This window comes from Bacillus sp. ISL-18 (assembly GCF_018613415.1).
Taxonomy (GTDB): Bacteria; Bacillota; Bacilli; order Bacillales; family Cytobacillaceae; genus Neobacillus.
Genome location: NZ_JAGGQG010000002.1, coordinates 1145613 through 1161291, shown reverse-complemented (window position 1 = coordinate 1161291; position 15679 = coordinate 1145613). Strand labels below are relative to the sequence as shown.

The 15679-nt window shown below is 38.0% G+C and carries 12 protein-coding genes and 1 pseudogene; 3 read left to right on the top strand and 10 right to left on the bottom strand.

Annotated features, from left to right (window positions below; all coding sequences use genetic code 11):
* Positions 1 to 40 precede the first annotated feature (40 nt).
* On the bottom strand, positions 41 to 2134 hold the full coding sequence (locus J7E81_RS05520; protein ID WP_215041096.1) for an ABC transporter ATP-binding protein: 2094 nt from the start codon (positions 2132 to 2134) through the stop codon (positions 41 to 43).
* 54 nt (positions 2135 to 2188) lie between these two features.
* On the bottom strand, positions 2189 to 3967 hold the full coding sequence (locus J7E81_RS05515) for an ABC transporter ATP-binding protein (protein ID WP_215041095.1): 1779 nt from the start codon (positions 3965 to 3967) through the stop codon (positions 2189 to 2191).
* Positions 3968 to 4223: 256 nt separating this feature from the next.
* Between J7E81_RS05515 and J7E81_RS05510 the strand changes: the two genes are divergently transcribed.
* A complete protein-coding gene (locus tag J7E81_RS05510) occupies positions 4224 to 4697 on the top strand; it encodes a hypothetical protein (protein ID WP_215041094.1) in 474 nt (157 codons plus the stop codon).
* A 50-nt stretch (positions 4698 to 4747) separates the two neighbouring features.
* On the opposite strand, the gene J7E81_RS05505 is transcribed toward J7E81_RS05510, so the two are convergent.
* A complete protein-coding gene (locus tag J7E81_RS05505) occupies positions 4748 to 5191 on the bottom strand; it encodes an SRPBCC family protein (protein WP_215041093.1) in 444 nt (147 codons plus the stop codon).
* 27 nt (positions 5192 to 5218) lie between these two features.
* Positions 5219 to 6022, bottom strand: coding sequence for an SRPBCC domain-containing protein (locus J7E81_RS05500; RefSeq protein WP_215041092.1), 804 nt, complete (start codon positions 6020 to 6022; stop codon positions 5219 to 5221).
* Between the two features lie 210 nt (positions 6023 to 6232).
* Between J7E81_RS05500 and J7E81_RS05495 the strand changes: the two are divergent.
* Both J7E81_RS05495 and J7E81_RS05490 read left to right on the top strand, forming a co-directional pair.
* Positions 6233 to 6718, top strand: a pseudogene (locus J7E81_RS05495) (EamA family transporter).
* 12 nt (positions 6719 to 6730) lie between these two features.
* Positions 6731 to 7291: a cysteine dioxygenase gene (locus J7E81_RS05490; protein ID WP_215041091.1), complete on the top strand. Its 561-nt coding sequence runs from the start codon at positions 6731 to 6733 to the stop codon at positions 7289 to 7291.
* A 72-nt stretch (positions 7292 to 7363) separates the two neighbouring features.
* Here J7E81_RS05490 and J7E81_RS05485 read toward each other — a convergent pair whose 3' ends face one another.
* The 6 genes from J7E81_RS05485 to J7E81_RS05460 all read right to left on the bottom strand — a co-directional run bounded on the left by J7E81_RS05485 (position 7364) and on the right by J7E81_RS05460 (position 15608).
* A complete protein-coding gene (locus J7E81_RS05485; protein WP_215041090.1) occupies positions 7364 to 8725 on the bottom strand; it encodes an MATE family efflux transporter in 1362 nt (453 codons plus the stop codon).
* Between the two features lie 278 nt (positions 8726 to 9003).
* Entirely contained in the window at positions 9004 to 10326 is a 1323-nt protein-coding gene (locus tag J7E81_RS05480) for a glycoside hydrolase family 30 protein (RefSeq protein WP_215041089.1), read from the bottom strand.
* Positions 10327 to 10419: 93 nt separating this feature from the next.
* Positions 10420 to 12426 (bottom strand): beta-galactosidase, encoded by a 2007-nt coding sequence (locus J7E81_RS05475; RefSeq protein WP_215041088.1) that lies wholly within the window; start codon positions 12424 to 12426, stop codon positions 10420 to 10422.
* A gap of 36 nt (positions 12427 to 12462) precedes the next feature.
* Positions 12463 to 13281, bottom strand: a complete 819-nt coding sequence (locus J7E81_RS05470; RefSeq protein ID WP_215041087.1) for a carbohydrate ABC transporter permease — start codon at positions 13279 to 13281, stop codon at positions 12463 to 12465.
* Entirely contained in the window at positions 13281 to 14240 is a 960-nt protein-coding gene (locus J7E81_RS05465) for a carbohydrate ABC transporter permease (protein ID WP_215041086.1), read from the bottom strand. The genes J7E81_RS05470 and J7E81_RS05465 overlap by 1 nt, the downstream gene beginning before the upstream one ends.
* 87 nt (positions 14241 to 14327) lie before the next feature.
* On the bottom strand, positions 14328 to 15608 hold the full coding sequence (locus tag J7E81_RS05460) for an ABC transporter substrate-binding protein (RefSeq protein WP_215041085.1): 1281 nt from the start codon (positions 15606 to 15608) through the stop codon (positions 14328 to 14330).
* Positions 15609 to 15679: the final 71 nt, after the last annotated feature.

Here is a 15679-nt window from a genome sequence, read left to right as displayed (position 1 = left end):
ATTATAAAAAGAACTATAAACCTAATGGCAATGAGTTCAGTCAAACTCTTTCCTTCATTCGAATTCCTTTACTCTGATTAAGACATAATTGATAGTAAACCGATTGGTTTTTTAATAGTTGTTGATGATTTCCCATTTCTACAATTCTACCTTTATCTAAGACGATTATTTTATCCGCATGCTGAATCGTAGAGAGTCGATGTGCAATAATCATCGTTGTTCGATTTTTTGATATTTCTTTTAAGGTATCTTGAACGGCCTGTTCTGTTTCTGTATCAATATTAGCCGTAGCTTCATCCAGTATTAGGACATCATTGTTGGCAATCATTGCTCTTAAAAAAGCAAGCAGCTGCTTTTGACCAGCCGATAATACGGTCCCTTCCTCTCCGAGCAATGTTTCATATCCTTGCGGCAGTCTACTAAAAAACAAATCAATATTTACCGCTTTAGCCGCTTTTATAATAGCTTCATCACTGACTTCCCGATGATTTAAGCGAATATTTTCAAAAACAGTACCTGAAAAAACAAAAGGATCTTGTTGTATAATTCCAATGTGCATTCTAAGCTCATTTAAGGGAACTTCTTTAATATTGATCCCGTCTAGGGTGACGATCCCCTTTTGGTTATCATAAAATCGGTTGATGAGTTGAATAATCGAGCTCTTGCCTGCCCCGGTTGCCCCGACAATCCCAACTGTTTCTCCTTTATTCACCCTAAATTCAATATCCTTTAAAACCCACTCTTCGTTCTCATAGGCAAACCATACATTTTGAAAAGAGATCCTGCCCTGAACCTTTTCCGAAAGTTTCTTAGGCTGAACAGGGTTTAGGATGGTTGGTTTCGTTTCAAGCGTATCAAATATCCGTTCAGCTGATGCAAGCGCGGCTTGTATCTGGTTAAACCGGTCTGCTAGACTTCTAAGCGGTTCAAAAAACTGCCTGACATAATGGGTAAACGCATAGACAGTTCCAAACGTAATACTCCCGTCTAAAACACTCCTTCCGCCATACCAAACCAGCAGCGAAAGTGAGATATTTCCGAAAAGACCTATCGAAGGGTTAAAAATGGAATTAATGATCGTTTGACGCATACCAGCCCGGTAATGCTTCTCGTTTAATTCATTAAACATCTCCAATTGTCTTCCTTCCCGAATAAAAAGTTGAATTACACTCATCCCTGAGAGATTTTCGGCAAGAAAAGATAAAAGCCTTGAAAGAATCGTTCGCAAGTTCCTTTGTGAGGTACGCAACACCCGTTTAAAATAAAAGGTGACCACTCCAATAACAGGAATGACAATGAAGCAGATGAGCGTTAGTTTAACACTCAGATAAAGCATCAAAAATAGAATTCCTATCAAAATAAGGACATCTTTTACTAAGTTAACAATTACTTGTGAGTAAAGTTGATTGAGGGATTCGACATCATGAGTCACCCTTGTTACTAATCTGCCAATCGGATTTCGGCGATAAAATGACATTGACATCTGGGAAAAATGATGGAAAATGGCTTGCCGAAAGTCAAAGATGACATACTGTCCAGTAAATTGCAGAGTGTTATTTTGAAAATACGTACATACTGAAGAAGCGATAATTAATAAAAAATACAGGATTCCTAAATAAATGAGTCCTTGGTAATCATTAGTTCGGAATTGGTCAACGTCCTTTGTCGTTAAAATAGAAACAGGATAGGTATGATTACTTATCTTAATTTCTTGGTTATTCCGAAGGAGTTGATATCCTTTTACTTGGTTGAGTCCTTCATTCCACCCATGAACAAGATAATAGTTATTTTTTATCAAAACAATGGCCGTTTTCTCTGCTCTTAAACCTGGCTGGAAGTGGGGATTAGAGGATTCCAATCGAAAATAAACGATATGGTCGATTGTCGCTATCTCCTTATATAGAATATTCTTATTCTCTAATTGTTCTTTCACTTCAGCAGCTTTGAACTGCTGGGCGGAAATCATTGGATCATATAATCCATTTATATGATTGTCAATTGCCACTTTTAAGATGAAAGGCTGAGCTAAGCTTGCGATAACAATAAAGCCAGTTAACAGAATCGAGAATAAAAGGAGTTTCCAATATGGTTTTGCGAAAGATAGCATTCCCTTTGCTAATTGACGATCACCCATTTTAGGATTATTTCCCTCTTTTTTATTTCGAATGATCCCTCCTCCTTCTTTTAATCACAATTTTTTTTCATAAATAACTGAGCTTTTTGACTGAACGGAGGTAAGTCCCGTTATTTGCTGTGTATACATTTTTTTATAAATACCATCTCCCTTTAATAGAGACTGGTGCGTTCCCCTTTCGACTATTTCCCCTTTATCTAATACAATTATTTGATCAGCTTCTTGAATGGTAGAAATACGATGACTAATGATAATGGATGTTCGACCTTTCATCTCAGTACGGAGTGTTTTTAAAATATTTGCTTCGGTTTTAGAGTCTACTGCTGAAAGGCTGTCATCAAAGATGATAATAGGTGAATGTTTAATTAACGCTCGAGCAATACTGACACGCTGCCTTTGTCCCCCAGATAACGAAAGACCCCGCTCACCTAATTCGGTTTCAAACTTGTTAGGTAACCCAATAATATCAGCATAAACTTGGGCTTGCCTTGCTGCTTGGTATACTTCCTCATCCTGATAAGGGCTCGGATCGAAGGAAATATTATCTTTAATCGTCGAGGAAAATAAAAAATTGTCTTGCGGGACATAAGCAATGGAAGATCGCAGTGTTTTTAATGGAACATCGTGAATATCATGATGATCGATAAAGATGGTATTTTTGGGGGGATTGTATAAACGTAAAAGTAAATGGACTAGAGTGGATTTTCCGCTGCCTACCCTTCCAACAATGGCCAAACTTGTTCCTCTGGGGATGGTAACGTTAATATTGCGCAAGGCATAACGAGTGTTCCTTTGATACTTAAAAGATAAATTTTTTATTTTCAGATCCCCCTTTATTGAAGTTAAAGGAAGCAGCTCTTCTGTATCACGAATATCCGGATCAGTTGATAGAACCTGACGAATCCTGTGATCTGCAGCTTTTCCTTGTTGGAGAAGATTAATGACCTTACCTATGTTTTCAATGGGACCGATCAACATAGATAAATAGGTATTAAAAGCAACAAAGTCACCAAGTGAGATGATGCTTTTCATAACCAAGATAGAACCCACTACAATAGAAAGTAAATAGCTAAATCCAATGATACCTTGACTTAATGAAGTAAAAAGTGAGTTCGAGCGAATTAGTTGTTTATTTACCTCGACATTGGACTCATTTTCTTTTGTAAACTTGTTTATTTCTTCTTTTTCCTGTACATAGGTTTTTATTACACTAATTCCCGAACAAAATTCTTGAACACGACTCGTCAATATACCGATTGCCTCTTGTACATTTAGAGAATGCATTTGAATTTTGGTTCGAAAACGGTAAGCAATGAAGGTTAACCCCGGTAATGGTAATAAGACAAGAAATGTGAGGTAAAGATTAATGGTACCCGCCATCATAATAACCGCTATAGATATTAATACTACGGCTTCTACCATTTGAAAATATCCTTGCATCCCGATTTGCCTGAGGATATTCACATCATTTACGGCATGGGCCATTAAATTCCCAGTTCGTTGATTCTGAAAATAATCGGCCTCAAGCTTCTCCCAATGTGAAAATAGCTGCGTCCGCAAGTCCCGTTCCAGCATTCTGGACATGCGGAATATATAAATACGGCCACTTGACCGAAATAAAAAGGTTCCAATTCCAGCAATCGTAAACCAAAACGACAATTTAAGTAAATCTGAAACATGAATGGACTCGTTTTGAAGCCCGTCGGTAAACGCCTTTAATAAACTTGGAACTGATAATTGCATAACAAGTGATATGGATAACAAAACTGTTCCAAGCAAATAACTCCATTTATGTAAGACAAAATGTTCTCTAAAAATTGGACCATTTTTCATTAAACCACTCCTTCATAAAGGATTATGCTTAGAATATCCTACCTAACCTCCAATCACAATGGATTTCCCCGCCATGTTTCATGGATTATCTTGCTTTTAGATAGTAGGAAAACCCCTTCCTTAAAAATAAGAAAGAGGTTAAACAGATCATATTAATTTAAAACTCGAACTCCCATGAATAAATTACCTAATTGTCCTTTACGGGCTCGTCTTCCTTACATACACTAATAGGAATTCATCTCTAGGAGTGAAGACCATGTCCTCTAACATTATTTCAACTGTAAGATTTGCCTTGGCTTACACAGTACAAGCGATTCGATATACTGAAAGTGCGTTAATTTTTTTCCGAGAATTGAATGCCTTCCCTTTCCCGCCAAATCCGATTAAAGAACAATTCTACCAAGATGCCATTGATAGTCTCACAGAGGTTTATCTTGCAATTAAAGGTTTACCTTTTGATACTTATTTTCCGAGCGACCCAATATTCCAAAATATACCGATTGCCCCCGAAATTCAAGATAACCAACTACTCATTAATCTGTCTGACAATCGAATTACTTTGGCATTTAACAAGATGAACGACACCATTGCGTTCATTAACGAAGCTATTTTACAAAGCGGTAAAAATGATAAACTCCAAGGGCAGCTTATCTTTATTAAAATTGAGTTAGAAGCAGCACGAGATTCACTGGTTTCTGGTATCAATTCGTCTGATTTTATGGTGAATTAGAAAACGAGTACTGTTCTTTTTTGGACAGTTCTTTTTTTTGCGAATACTAGTTAATCTAGTAATTCTTCAAGGATAAATTTTATTTTTTGCAGGTCTTTATTGTTTGCTTTTTTCATCATCGGACCCATGAAGGGAGTAAACAATTTTGAAAAACCAGTTGGGTTCCCTTTGTTCCGCAGCGTCATTCTAGTTAGATTATTTTCAATCGGTTCCCAAGTGTAGATTGTTTCCATTGGAAAAGGACCGTCTGCCGTTTTCATAACAAGCTTTTGTCCCGATATAAATTCGGCTACTTCGTAAACATAGGCAAGTTCTCTGCCTAAGAATTGAGCTTTGAAGGCAATTTTTGAACCCATTGTTAGTGGTTTAGGGGTCAACCATTCAACAAATTTAATATTTACATACCAATCCGGAGCATGATCAGGATCTGCTGCATACTCCGCAACTTGTTGTAGCGGGCATCGGATGGTTATTTCTGTTAACACGTCTACCATATATTCGATTTAATCTCCTAACAACTATTATTTTGATGAATGATTTTGTTCTAGATAATTTTTCAGCAGAGTACCAAGCAGATATTTCCAGCCCTCTGAATGTTCTTGTTCCCAGTTTTCCTGAATGATACCAGATGCATGATGGGAAAGCTGCAGCACTGTCGCCCCATCCTTCTCAATGAGACGATACGTGTAGGAACTGTTTACCGCCCCTTGCATTCCGAGATGACCATGCAGGCGGATTTCTTCAGGTGCATTCACATAGTAAACATTACCCCAGACAGCACCTTGATTTTCACCCCACTTTTCAATAAATTGTCCCCCCGGAACAGGATGAAAGGTAAACTCAGATGGGACCCCTTTTGGCGCCAAACGGAACTCCCACCAATCGCCGGCCCGTTCTGTTAAGGCTTTGAAAACTTGTTCACGTGGAGCATGAATGAATACCTCTTGCTCAATTTTAAAAACTTGGCTTTGATCTTGGTTTGTTACGTTCATATCTAATTCTCCTCCTGTTTTTTCAACTACTGATTGTAAATTTAACAATGAACTGGCTGCTGCCTGCATGTATTTTCCAATCCAGCGATTATGCATCTTCTGAAGTGGAACAGCATTGAGAAAATTGCGCCGATATTTTCCTTCACGCCTGACGACCACTAAGTTTCCTTCCTCAAGTAATGACAAATGCTTCATAATCGCATATCTAGTGACCTCCGGAAAATAGTCGTTCAGTTCTCCTGTTGTTTTAGGTGATTCCTTCAGAATATCAAGAATTCGTCTGCGAATTGGATGTCCTAATGCTTTAAAAACTGTGGAAAGTTCGTCTTCCATTCCAACGATCCTTTCAAAGAAATATAGCAAATTACATGTGACCTAATGGTCACATATAATAAGTGACTTTATGGTAACATGTAGAATAACAAAGGTCAAGTTACCAAATCTATCCTTATCTTTCCAACGTTCGGTATAAACAATCATCTTCTCTCAGGACAAGCATAAAATGGAATAACACCTTTTTTTATTGAGAGGAATGTTTAGTCCATGGCCCTTACTGGTTCTAAGTTAACTGCCTCGCTTTATGCTTTCATCTCAATTAGTTTCTGGGGAATTTCCTTTGTATCAACGAAGGCTGTTTTAGCAGAACTTGATCCGTTTTCGATCGTTGTCTTTCGCTTTGGAATAGGTGCTTTATTTTTACTGCTGCTATTACTAATCCAGCGTACCCGGCTGCTTGTCTCTATTAAATATCTTCCCCATTTAATGGTACTGGGTATTCTTGGTGTCTTTGTTTCCGGGATTGCTTATTGATATTGGGGAAAGGCGCTCGATGTTTTAGAAGCCTCTAAGGTATCCATGTTTCTATATTTAGAGCCTGTCTCAACCTTGGTTGCGTCAGTCTTACTATTACAAGAAAAAGTTTTATTCATAAGTATTGCCGGAGGAATCATAATTATAATGGGAGTGATTATGGTTAACGGTCAGCTAGTGCCTCTTTTGTTCAGCCTCTTCAAGAAAAAACGTCCATAGGAGGATAGCTTTATGACTTTGAAAAGTAGGATAAAGAATGTATTAGATCCCTTAAAAAGTCCCTCAAAAGTACAGTTAAAAGAAGCATTAATAGAACTAAATATACAACTTAGAGATTTTGACGACCTGCCAGAACCAACCATAGGTAAACCGTATAACCGAAAACTATTATTTAAAAATGAAGATGTCGAGATGCTCGTGATGAATTGGTCTCAGTTGGAATGCGCCCCACATGACCATGGCCATTCACACGGCTGGATACAAGTCCTCTCCGGCACCTCTCTTAATACGGTTTATGAAATGAGGGGAACTAGCTTACCCGCTGAATTTTTTAAGGAGTACCACCATCAAGGGAAATATCTATATGCACCGAAAAAAACGATCCATAAAATGCAAGCCTCCAATCAAACAGATTTGATTACCCTTCATCTTTATTCACCTCCTATTACCGGAATGATTGTGTATGACCTGAAAAAATGCGCTGCTTGTATCGTTTCAGATGACTGCGGCGCATGGTGGCCGGACGAACAAAAACAGAGAGTAAGAGAGATCCAACTTAAAAAGGAAAGATAAAATTGTTATAGACAAAAAGAGGGTGTGCCGAAACGTTTCCTTTCGGCACACCCTCTTTTGATTTCCTAAAAATTATGCGTTAACGGACTTGCTACGAGATATAGGTTCTGATTTGCTTTTGGCCAATGTCCAATTCAAAGACTTAAATCGCCAGGCATTTGCTGCAAATTGGAGCACAATTAAACTGCAAAAAGCGGTCCAGGCACCAGTTTGTCCTAAATGATAAACTTGAGTTAACAAAATCGTACATGGGATAAAGTAAATCCAATTCAATAATAAGGAAGCCCGAGACAAGAAGGTTGTATCTCCTACTCCCCTCAGCCCGCCGGCAAGGATAATGCCAGCTCCACTAAATAATAGGGTAAACGAAGCAAGATGAATCAGGGAAACAGAAGTTAAGTACACCGCAGAATCAGAGGTATACAATTTAGCCACCGGTAAGGAAAAAATAAACAATAAGATCGAAATTAATAACATAAACCCTAAGCCAAGGTAGACCGTTACCAACCCAAACCGCTTTGCTTCCATCGGCCGCCCTTTACCAATTTCTTGACCAATCCCAACAGTGGAAGCCGCTCCAAATCCATTTGCCGGCATAAACCCAAAAGATAGAAGATTGAGAGCAATTTCATTGGCGGCAATCGCCACTGTCCCAAGCCGAGTAATACAAGCAGTAAATATCAGCATCCCCATACTATTGGACAATTCTGTTATCCCTAGCTTTGAACTTTCAAACAGCAGTAATCGAACCTGCTGCCGCTCAATCCGAACCCATGAACGGGTAAAATATTTTTCATTTAAAAAGCGGTAATAAACAAGTACATTTAGCAAGAATGTAATTCCTTCCGCTGCCACCATACTCCAGCCCGCACCTTGCAATCCTAAATTTGGAAAGCCAAACTTTCCATAAGCTAACACATAAGTTAAAAAAACCACAAGTACACTATTAATTAAGGAGATGTTCATGGGGGTTCGGGTATCACCTGTTGCCCTCATATAGGCATAAAAAATAATATTAAAAACAGTGAACATCATCCCAAACATCCGGACTTGAACATATGGTACACCAAGCTTTAAAATTGCTGTGTTTGATCCCATGACATCTAAAATGAAATGAGGAATCATAAAGCTGGCACAGAATAAAAGGAACGCCTGCAAGGCTGCTAAAATAATTGCAATTTGCATACGCTGATTGCCCTGCTTCATGTTTTCAGATCCATAGTTTTGGGCAACTAAATAGTTAATGGCTCCCTGATTGCCGGAAAACAAGGCCCATAAATTGTACATTAAAACATTGGTGATTCCGACCACTGCAATCGCAGTTGCCCCAAGCTTTCCAATAATCATCAAGATAAGCAGACCTGTAACCGTCATGGAGGAGAAGGTTGCAATCGATGGAATCGCCAAACGAAGAATTTCCTTTATTAATTTCATGATCATCCCACCGTCATTTTTAAATTATTCATGAAAAACTAAATATGCAATAGATCCTAGGTAGATGGAACCTCCCCTCCAATTAGAAAGCGCTTTAATCTGTTAAATTCTAAATTATTTTGAAGATTTGGTATATGGGCAAATTGCACAAAAGTTGGAGGAGTTGTAAAAAGAATGACAGAGGAAATATTTTGGGGTTTAGGTAGTAGGCAACTACCACTAGTAATGAGGCAGTTGCCTATTTCTTATTGAGTTAATAATCAATCCTTTTTGATTAATCATCTTAATACAAAGGTATTAAAAGAATCAGGTTCTAATGTAACACGATAACTTTTATGATCTAGTTCCATACATAGTTCACGTGCATCATTAAATGGATTGGCAATAACGACCACCTTAGAACCATCAGGATTTTGAAATGCTACTGTATTACCAGTCCAACGCCCTTTTGTATCCACCCTAACAGCGCCAGGTTTAATAAAATGGGAAAAATGTTTCATGACATAAAACTCTGGATTAAATATTACTTCCTTCGTGTCTGGATCTATCGTAATCATAGAGTTTTGTTCCCAGCCCCATGTACTCCGGCCAAACGGCTCCAGTACCATATTCCAATAAACATAGGAATTAGCTCCATTTACAAAGTAATGCCGGAACAAATTATAGACATAGTGTGCATATTCCCAAGAGTTCTTTCCATCTCCACATTCATTTTCGGTCTGCATATAACGTAATTCTGGATAACTTTGTACCGTTTGTTGAATTGTATATTTACCTGCCCACTGAAAACCTACACCTTTAATATATTGATAAGCCTTGGGGTCAATTAGAACTGTATTTACCATTTGATCATAGTCGGAAGCCGACTTTTGAAATAGTTTTTCTACTATTCCATTAATAGTACCCAGCCAAATTTCAGTATGAAGTCCGTGTTTTTCAAAAGCTGGACCTAAATAATCGCTGATAAATTCCCGAAGCTGCTGACCTGTCCAGACACAGGATGGAAATTTCTGATCAGCAACGACTTCATTTTGCACATGTATTTGATCAATCGTAATCCCTTCCTGCTTGTATGCCTCCACAAATTTTACAAAGTATAAGGCATATGCTTCTAATACTTCTTTTTCCCAGCGCAGCTTTCCATAATTATAAGCTTTAGGAAATTTCATCCATGTTGGCGGGCTCCAAGGAGAGGCAAATAATTTCATTTCCGGATTTCGTTTTAGCGCTTCTTTTATGTATGGGATTAAATAGTTTCGATCCCTGTCAATATTGAAATGCTCCATGTGATAATCATTTTCTACTTCATTATGACTATACCATTCTAATGCATAGTCACTTGCGCCAATTGGAAGTCTGCAAATAGTAAATTTACACTCACCTTCTGGATCAAATAATGCATCAAATACAGTCTTTTGATCTTCTTCACTTAAATGTTGCATGGCTGTTAATCCCAGTTCATTAAAGCAGCCTCCAAAACCTTCGATCCTTCGTTGAGTCACATCCGTTAAAGATAAATTAGGAGAACTTGTTTCTGTATCATAGATTTCTCGTGTGTTCCAACTTCCTTGTTTTGTGCTAGATACCCATTGAATACTCATTCGTGGATTCCTCCATTCCTCATGTATTGCAATTTGATCATTAAATAAAATTGGTTCTGTTGTATATCACTTACGACAGAACCAAACATATATTTACTCTTCTTCTATAATAAGAACTCCCCAAGGTTCAATATTGATTGTTTGCTCGATTGATACAGGGCGATCGGTTAACAATTCGACGCCATCTTTATGGAAATACTTGATACCATTTGGAAGATCAGAGTAATTAAAGTAAAAGTGAACATTGTTACCCTTTTCATTTATACCTGACTTGACAATTAACGGAAACGCTAGTTCTTGGTCCGCTCCCCATAAATTTGCTTTTTTAGCGGCTTGCTTGAGTACCTTCTGCATAACGGCTTTACTTGGAATACAACCAATATAAGTTGCCATTCCTTTACCATAACGATTTTCCGTTATAGCCGCATATTTCCCCCAATGAGGATGATCATAATAAGCTAATACCTCAGCCGTGGTTGGGGTTAATAGTTCCATCCAAGTTTCCACTGTATTATTTTCAGGCCCCACCTCAAAAGGATCATCTTTCAATGAAACATTCTTCGGTTCTACGAACATACTGTAATAAACACCACATGCCTCATTAATAATCCCCGGCTGATGAGTTGTTCTTACCTTAATATTTTCATCTGTAAACCCACTCTTGAATGTATAAAAGACGTGGCCGCCATTGATAACAAACTCGTTTAATCGTTCTAGCAAACTATCAGGGGCCGTATATAATGCTGGAACGATGATCATCTCATAGTCTTCAAAATTATCACTTGCTGGATTGACAAAATCACAGCCAATATTCATTTTGTAAAGCTCATCATACATCATACGAACAATATCATTGTAATTTTTCGGACTGGAAGCATTAAATTTAAACCAATCGATAGCTGTTAATGATTCGTTACTAACCAAAATTGCTACTTTATTGTTTTTCTTCAGGTTTACGAGATTTGGAGAAAGTCTTGCAAAATCCCTGCCGATTGTTTTTGCTTCATTGTAAACAGGATTTGGCTCAAAATCATGGCTTAACAGCCCTTTCCAATAGGTTTCAAACGAGTTGTGGATGGAATGCCAATGCCAATAGGCGACCATGTTAGCACCTGACGCTAAATGCGAAAACGCCTGCAGCCTTAGCTGCCCTGGGTACGGAACCCAATTGGTAAATGCCTGTGCTTCCGTTTCGACAACTAGATAATTGGTGCCCTTTGTAGAACGAGCAACATCGCCGCCAAACGAAATTTCAATTCCGGTTAAATCGTCCTGCGAAGGATGATAGATATCCACTCCAGTTACATCAAATGCTTTAGCTGATTCGAAATGATCTACTCTTGGCTGAATCCCATAGGAATAGCCTCGCCATTCAAAATCAAAGTTTTGCATCACAAACTGGTCTGGTCGTTTATACTCATTCACAATAGAGACCTGCCAAGAGAGAAAATCTGTTACTAGCTGCCGTTGAAATCTTGCAAACTCCGCTCCTAAACTTCCATTTATGGTTCCAACTACAGAAGGGAAATCCTCCCAACTATTAATGCGATTGCTCCAGTAATCTAATCCGAATACGCTGTTAATTGTATCCAGTGTTTTAAACTTTTCTTTCATGTATTTTACGAATAACACCTGCACATTCGGACCTGCAGTGTCATAATGTTTTGTTTCATTATCCGTTTGGTAGCCAATTATGGCTGGATGGTCCTTTACATGTCCAATTAATTTCCTGATAATCCGTTCAGCATAAAACAGATAGGTAGGATTGGTGATATCCATAATCTGACGAGCCCCATACTTTCCTGGTCCTTTTTGGGTAATCGCCAATACATCTGGATGTTCCTTTACCATCCAAGTTGGGATTGCGTAGGTGGGAGTTCCAACAATTACTTTAATTCCGGCCTTATGCATAGCATTCAGTACTCGGTCCACTGACGTAAAATCGAAAACACCATTTTGCGGTTCATGGGTGCTCCACGTCGATTCTGCGATTCGAACTACATTAATGCCCGCATCCTTCATCATCTCGATATCTTTTTCTAATCGTTCATAGGGCATGTATTCATCATAGTACGCTACACCGTATAACAACTGTTTCATTACATTTTCACCTTCCTAATCTGTTAAGCAGCTTGCTTATTTAATCGCGCCATCTGCAATTCCCTTAAGAATGTATTTTTGGAAAATTGCATAAAACACAACCACAGGCAGCGCTGTAATGATAAGTCCCGAGAGGATCTTTGGCCAATCACTGTTATATTCCCCGAATAACATGTTAACGGATAACATTAAGGTATAATTATTCACATCCGTCAACATGATCAACGGCAATAAGAAGTCATTCCACAACCATAAAATATCTAAAATTAGAATTGTGGCAGTGATTGGTTTTAGAAGAGGAAAAATGATTTTCGTAAAGATTTGAAGGTCATTACATCCATCAATTCTTGCCGCTTCCTCGAGCTCTTTAGGGATGGTTTTCACAAAACCATGATATAGAAAGATGGCCATGTTTACCCCAAGTCCAATATAAATGAGTCCTAACCCATAAATCGACCCCTGTACATGTAACCCTTTGGCTACCTTGGTCAAGGTAATCATGATGGAATGAAAAGGTACCAGCATTGAGGCTAGGAATAGCGTAAAGATGAAATTGCTTAATTTCCCTGGAGTCCTTGCTAATTTATAACCGGCCAGTGAACCGCAAATAACAATTCCTGCTAATCCTATTACCGTGACAAGGACCGTGTTCCAGGCGCTATGAAATAAATTTAACTGTTCAAACACACCTGTATAATTTTCAAAATGTAATTTTGTCGGCAGTTTTAAAACAGATTTAAAGATTTCTCCTTGTGTTTTAAAGGAATTAATAAAAGCCATGTAAATGGGGAAAAACGATATGGCCGCAAAGATTGCTAGAATAAGAGTAGCTGCTGCCCCGTATAGTTTTTTCATTATGCTTCCACCTCTTTCTTTTTCAACACTTTCACTTGAATCAAGGTAATCACTAGAACAATGAGAAAGAGTATCATTGCTTTTGCATTGGCATAACCATATCTAAAATTATTTGAAAATGCCTCTTCATAAATATTTAGGGCCATTACCTGTGTGGATCTTCCAGGGCCGCCTGCAGTGAGTGCATACACTACGTCAAACACTTTAAAGGCACCATTCAATGTCAAAAAGGCACAAATGGTTATGGCATGCATAATCATTGGAATCGTTATATGAATAAGTCGTTGAAACGGATTTGCTCCATCAATCATGGCTGCCTCTTTAAGATGTGACGGAACACCTTGCAGTGCTGCCATATAAATGACCATCATATAGCCAATTCCATGCCACAAAGACACGATAAGAATGGAATAGAAAGAAACTTTTGCATCACCGATCCATGGCTGGTCTAGCAGATGAAAAATCGCTTTTTTCGAAAGTTCAGGAAGTACATTCGAAAAAATAAACGAAAACATCAATGCACTAATAATTAAACTTAACATATTTGGCATAAAGAATAGGGTTCGAAAAAAGCCTTTCGTCCTAACCCTGGTTTCAATAAAAAGTGCAAGAAGCAACGCGATTACATTTTGAAAAACAAACATGAAAGCCGTATATTTTAAAGTGAAGAAAAAGGAATGACGGAAATCAGGGTCATCTTTAAATGCTTCAATATAGTTACTAAAACCAACAAAATGAAAAGTTTGCGCTAAGGCGTTCCAATCGGTAAAGCTATAAAAACCTGCGCCGATCGTTGGAATCAATAAAAACACAAAATAAAAGATAAAGGCCGGAAGAACAAATAATAGTAAACTAAGATTACCTTTTTGTTTTTTCAAACTTAATGTGCTTTTAGAGCTTAGTTTCGGTTGAACTTGGTTAATAGCGATTTGATTGCTTTGTTTTCCTAACTGTGGCATTGCACCCACCCCACTGACAGTTAATTTTTGATAATGATAAAGACAGCTGTGTAGAGCTGCCTTTATCGTTGTCTGATTAAAATCAAATTACTTATTGTTTTTATTGAATTGATCCCAGGCACGATCCAACCCCTTGATGACCTCAGCTTTGGATGCATCCCCTGCAAGATAACTCTGGAATAATTTTTGTGATTCGTCTTTAACAGCAGATGGAATGGCAGGATCCTGATAAGCTCTTCCTTGTGAAACATACTCAGATGATTCTTTTAACCATGGAAATGGTGCAAACGTATGAACTTTTGAGATAGGATTAAATCCAAGGCTTTTATAGAAATCGCTAGAATCTTTATCATCAAGAATATAATTGATGAGATCTTTTGCCACTGCTTTGTTTTTACTCATTTTGGAAACAGCAAGCGATGTTGATGTACTCAAATTCAATAAAGTTGCTTTTGGATCATCATTAATAGGCAGTGGTGCAACCCCAAATTCAAAGTCTTTATTCGCGCTTACGATGGAATCTGCCATCCAAGGTCCTTGTACCCACATCGCAGCTTTGCCATTTGCAAAATCAGAAGCCCCTTGATCTTGTCCGTTTTCAAAGGCACGTGTTGTTCCATTGGAGTTAACTAAATCCATAATATTAAACAAGTCTTTAACCTCTTTAAACGAACCTTTACCTTCATTCATGCTTTTAATAAAGTCAGGAGTCGTTGTACTGACGTCCCCACCTACAGTAAGTGGCAAAAATAATTGCGGGATGTATGCATCTTTATAAGTTAGCAAAAATGGTGTGATCTTATGTTGTTTTAATACCTTTATCGTTTCTTTCATTTCAGACATCGTCTGTGGTAATTTTAAACCCAAGTCACTAAAGATTTTCTTATTGTATAAGTATCCCCATTGAAGAGTCTCTAATGGAACTGCTACGACTTTACCATCGGTTGTGGTGACAGCTGGTTTAACCGTGTCATACAACTTATCAGCAAACGGTTCCTTTGATAAATCTTCTAGATAACCAGCCTTGTTAAAAAGAGGGATATCATTTATCGCATGAAGACTGAAAATATCGGGGCTATCACCTGAAGCTAATCTTGTTTTTAGTAGCTGGGATGCCTGATTTACATTTGGTAATTCCAATTTGATTTTGACATCAATGTTTTTATCCTGTTTCTCTTTTTTGACAAACTGATCAAAATACGTTTCATATTGTGTCTTAAATCGTGGTTGTCCAATAAAAACTTTAAGTTCAACTTGTTTTGTCGCCTTTGTGTCATTTTGACCTGAAGCAGTATCATTTGAACTACAACCTGCTAACAAACCAATCCCAAGAATCAAGCTAAGTGCTGTTGAAATCGCCTTCTTCATCTTTTATGGCCCCCTGATAAAGTTTTAACTTACACTCTTATCATAAACACTCCATTAGGTTTCGAATATTG

Bases quoted from the DNA above. Each gene is read 5' to 3' on its own strand.
- J7E81_RS05520 (WP_215041096.1), bottom strand. From the start codon at position 2,134: ATGGGTGATCGTCAATTAGCAAAGGGAATGCTATCTTTCGCAAAACCA.
- J7E81_RS05515 (WP_215041095.1), bottom strand. From the start codon at position 3,967: ATGAAAAATGGTCCAATTTTTAGAGAACATTTTGTCTTACATAAATGG.
- J7E81_RS05510 (WP_215041094.1), top strand. From the start codon at position 4,224: ATGTCCTCTAACATTATTTCAACTGTAAGATTTGCCTTGGCTTACACA.
- J7E81_RS05505 (WP_215041093.1), bottom strand. From the start codon at position 5,191: ATGGTAGACGTGTTAACAGAAATAACCATCCGATGCCCGCTACAACAA.
- J7E81_RS05500 (WP_215041092.1), bottom strand. From the start codon at position 6,022: ATGGAAGACGAACTTTCCACAGTTTTTAAAGCATTAGGACATCCAATT.
- J7E81_RS05490 (WP_215041091.1), top strand. From the start codon at position 6,731: ATGACTTTGAAAAGTAGGATAAAGAATGTATTAGATCCCTTAAAAAGT.
- J7E81_RS05485 (WP_215041090.1), bottom strand. From the start codon at position 8,725: ATGAAATTAATAAAGGAAATTCTTCGTTTGGCGATTCCATCGATTGCA.
- J7E81_RS05480 (WP_215041089.1), bottom strand. From the start codon at position 10,326: ATGAGTATTCAATGGGTATCTAGCACAAAACAAGGAAGTTGGAACACA.
- J7E81_RS05475 (WP_215041088.1), bottom strand. From the start codon at position 12,426: ATGAAACAGTTGTTATACGGTGTAGCGTACTATGATGAATACATGCCC.
- J7E81_RS05470 (WP_215041087.1), bottom strand. From the start codon at position 13,281: ATGAAAAAACTATACGGGGCAGCAGCTACTCTTATTCTAGCAATCTTT.
- J7E81_RS05465 (WP_215041086.1), bottom strand. From the start codon at position 14,240: ATGCCACAGTTAGGAAAACAAAGCAATCAAATCGCTATTAACCAAGTT.
- J7E81_RS05460 (WP_215041085.1), bottom strand. From the start codon at position 15,608: ATGAAGAAGGCGATTTCAACAGCACTTAGCTTGATTCTTGGGATTGGT.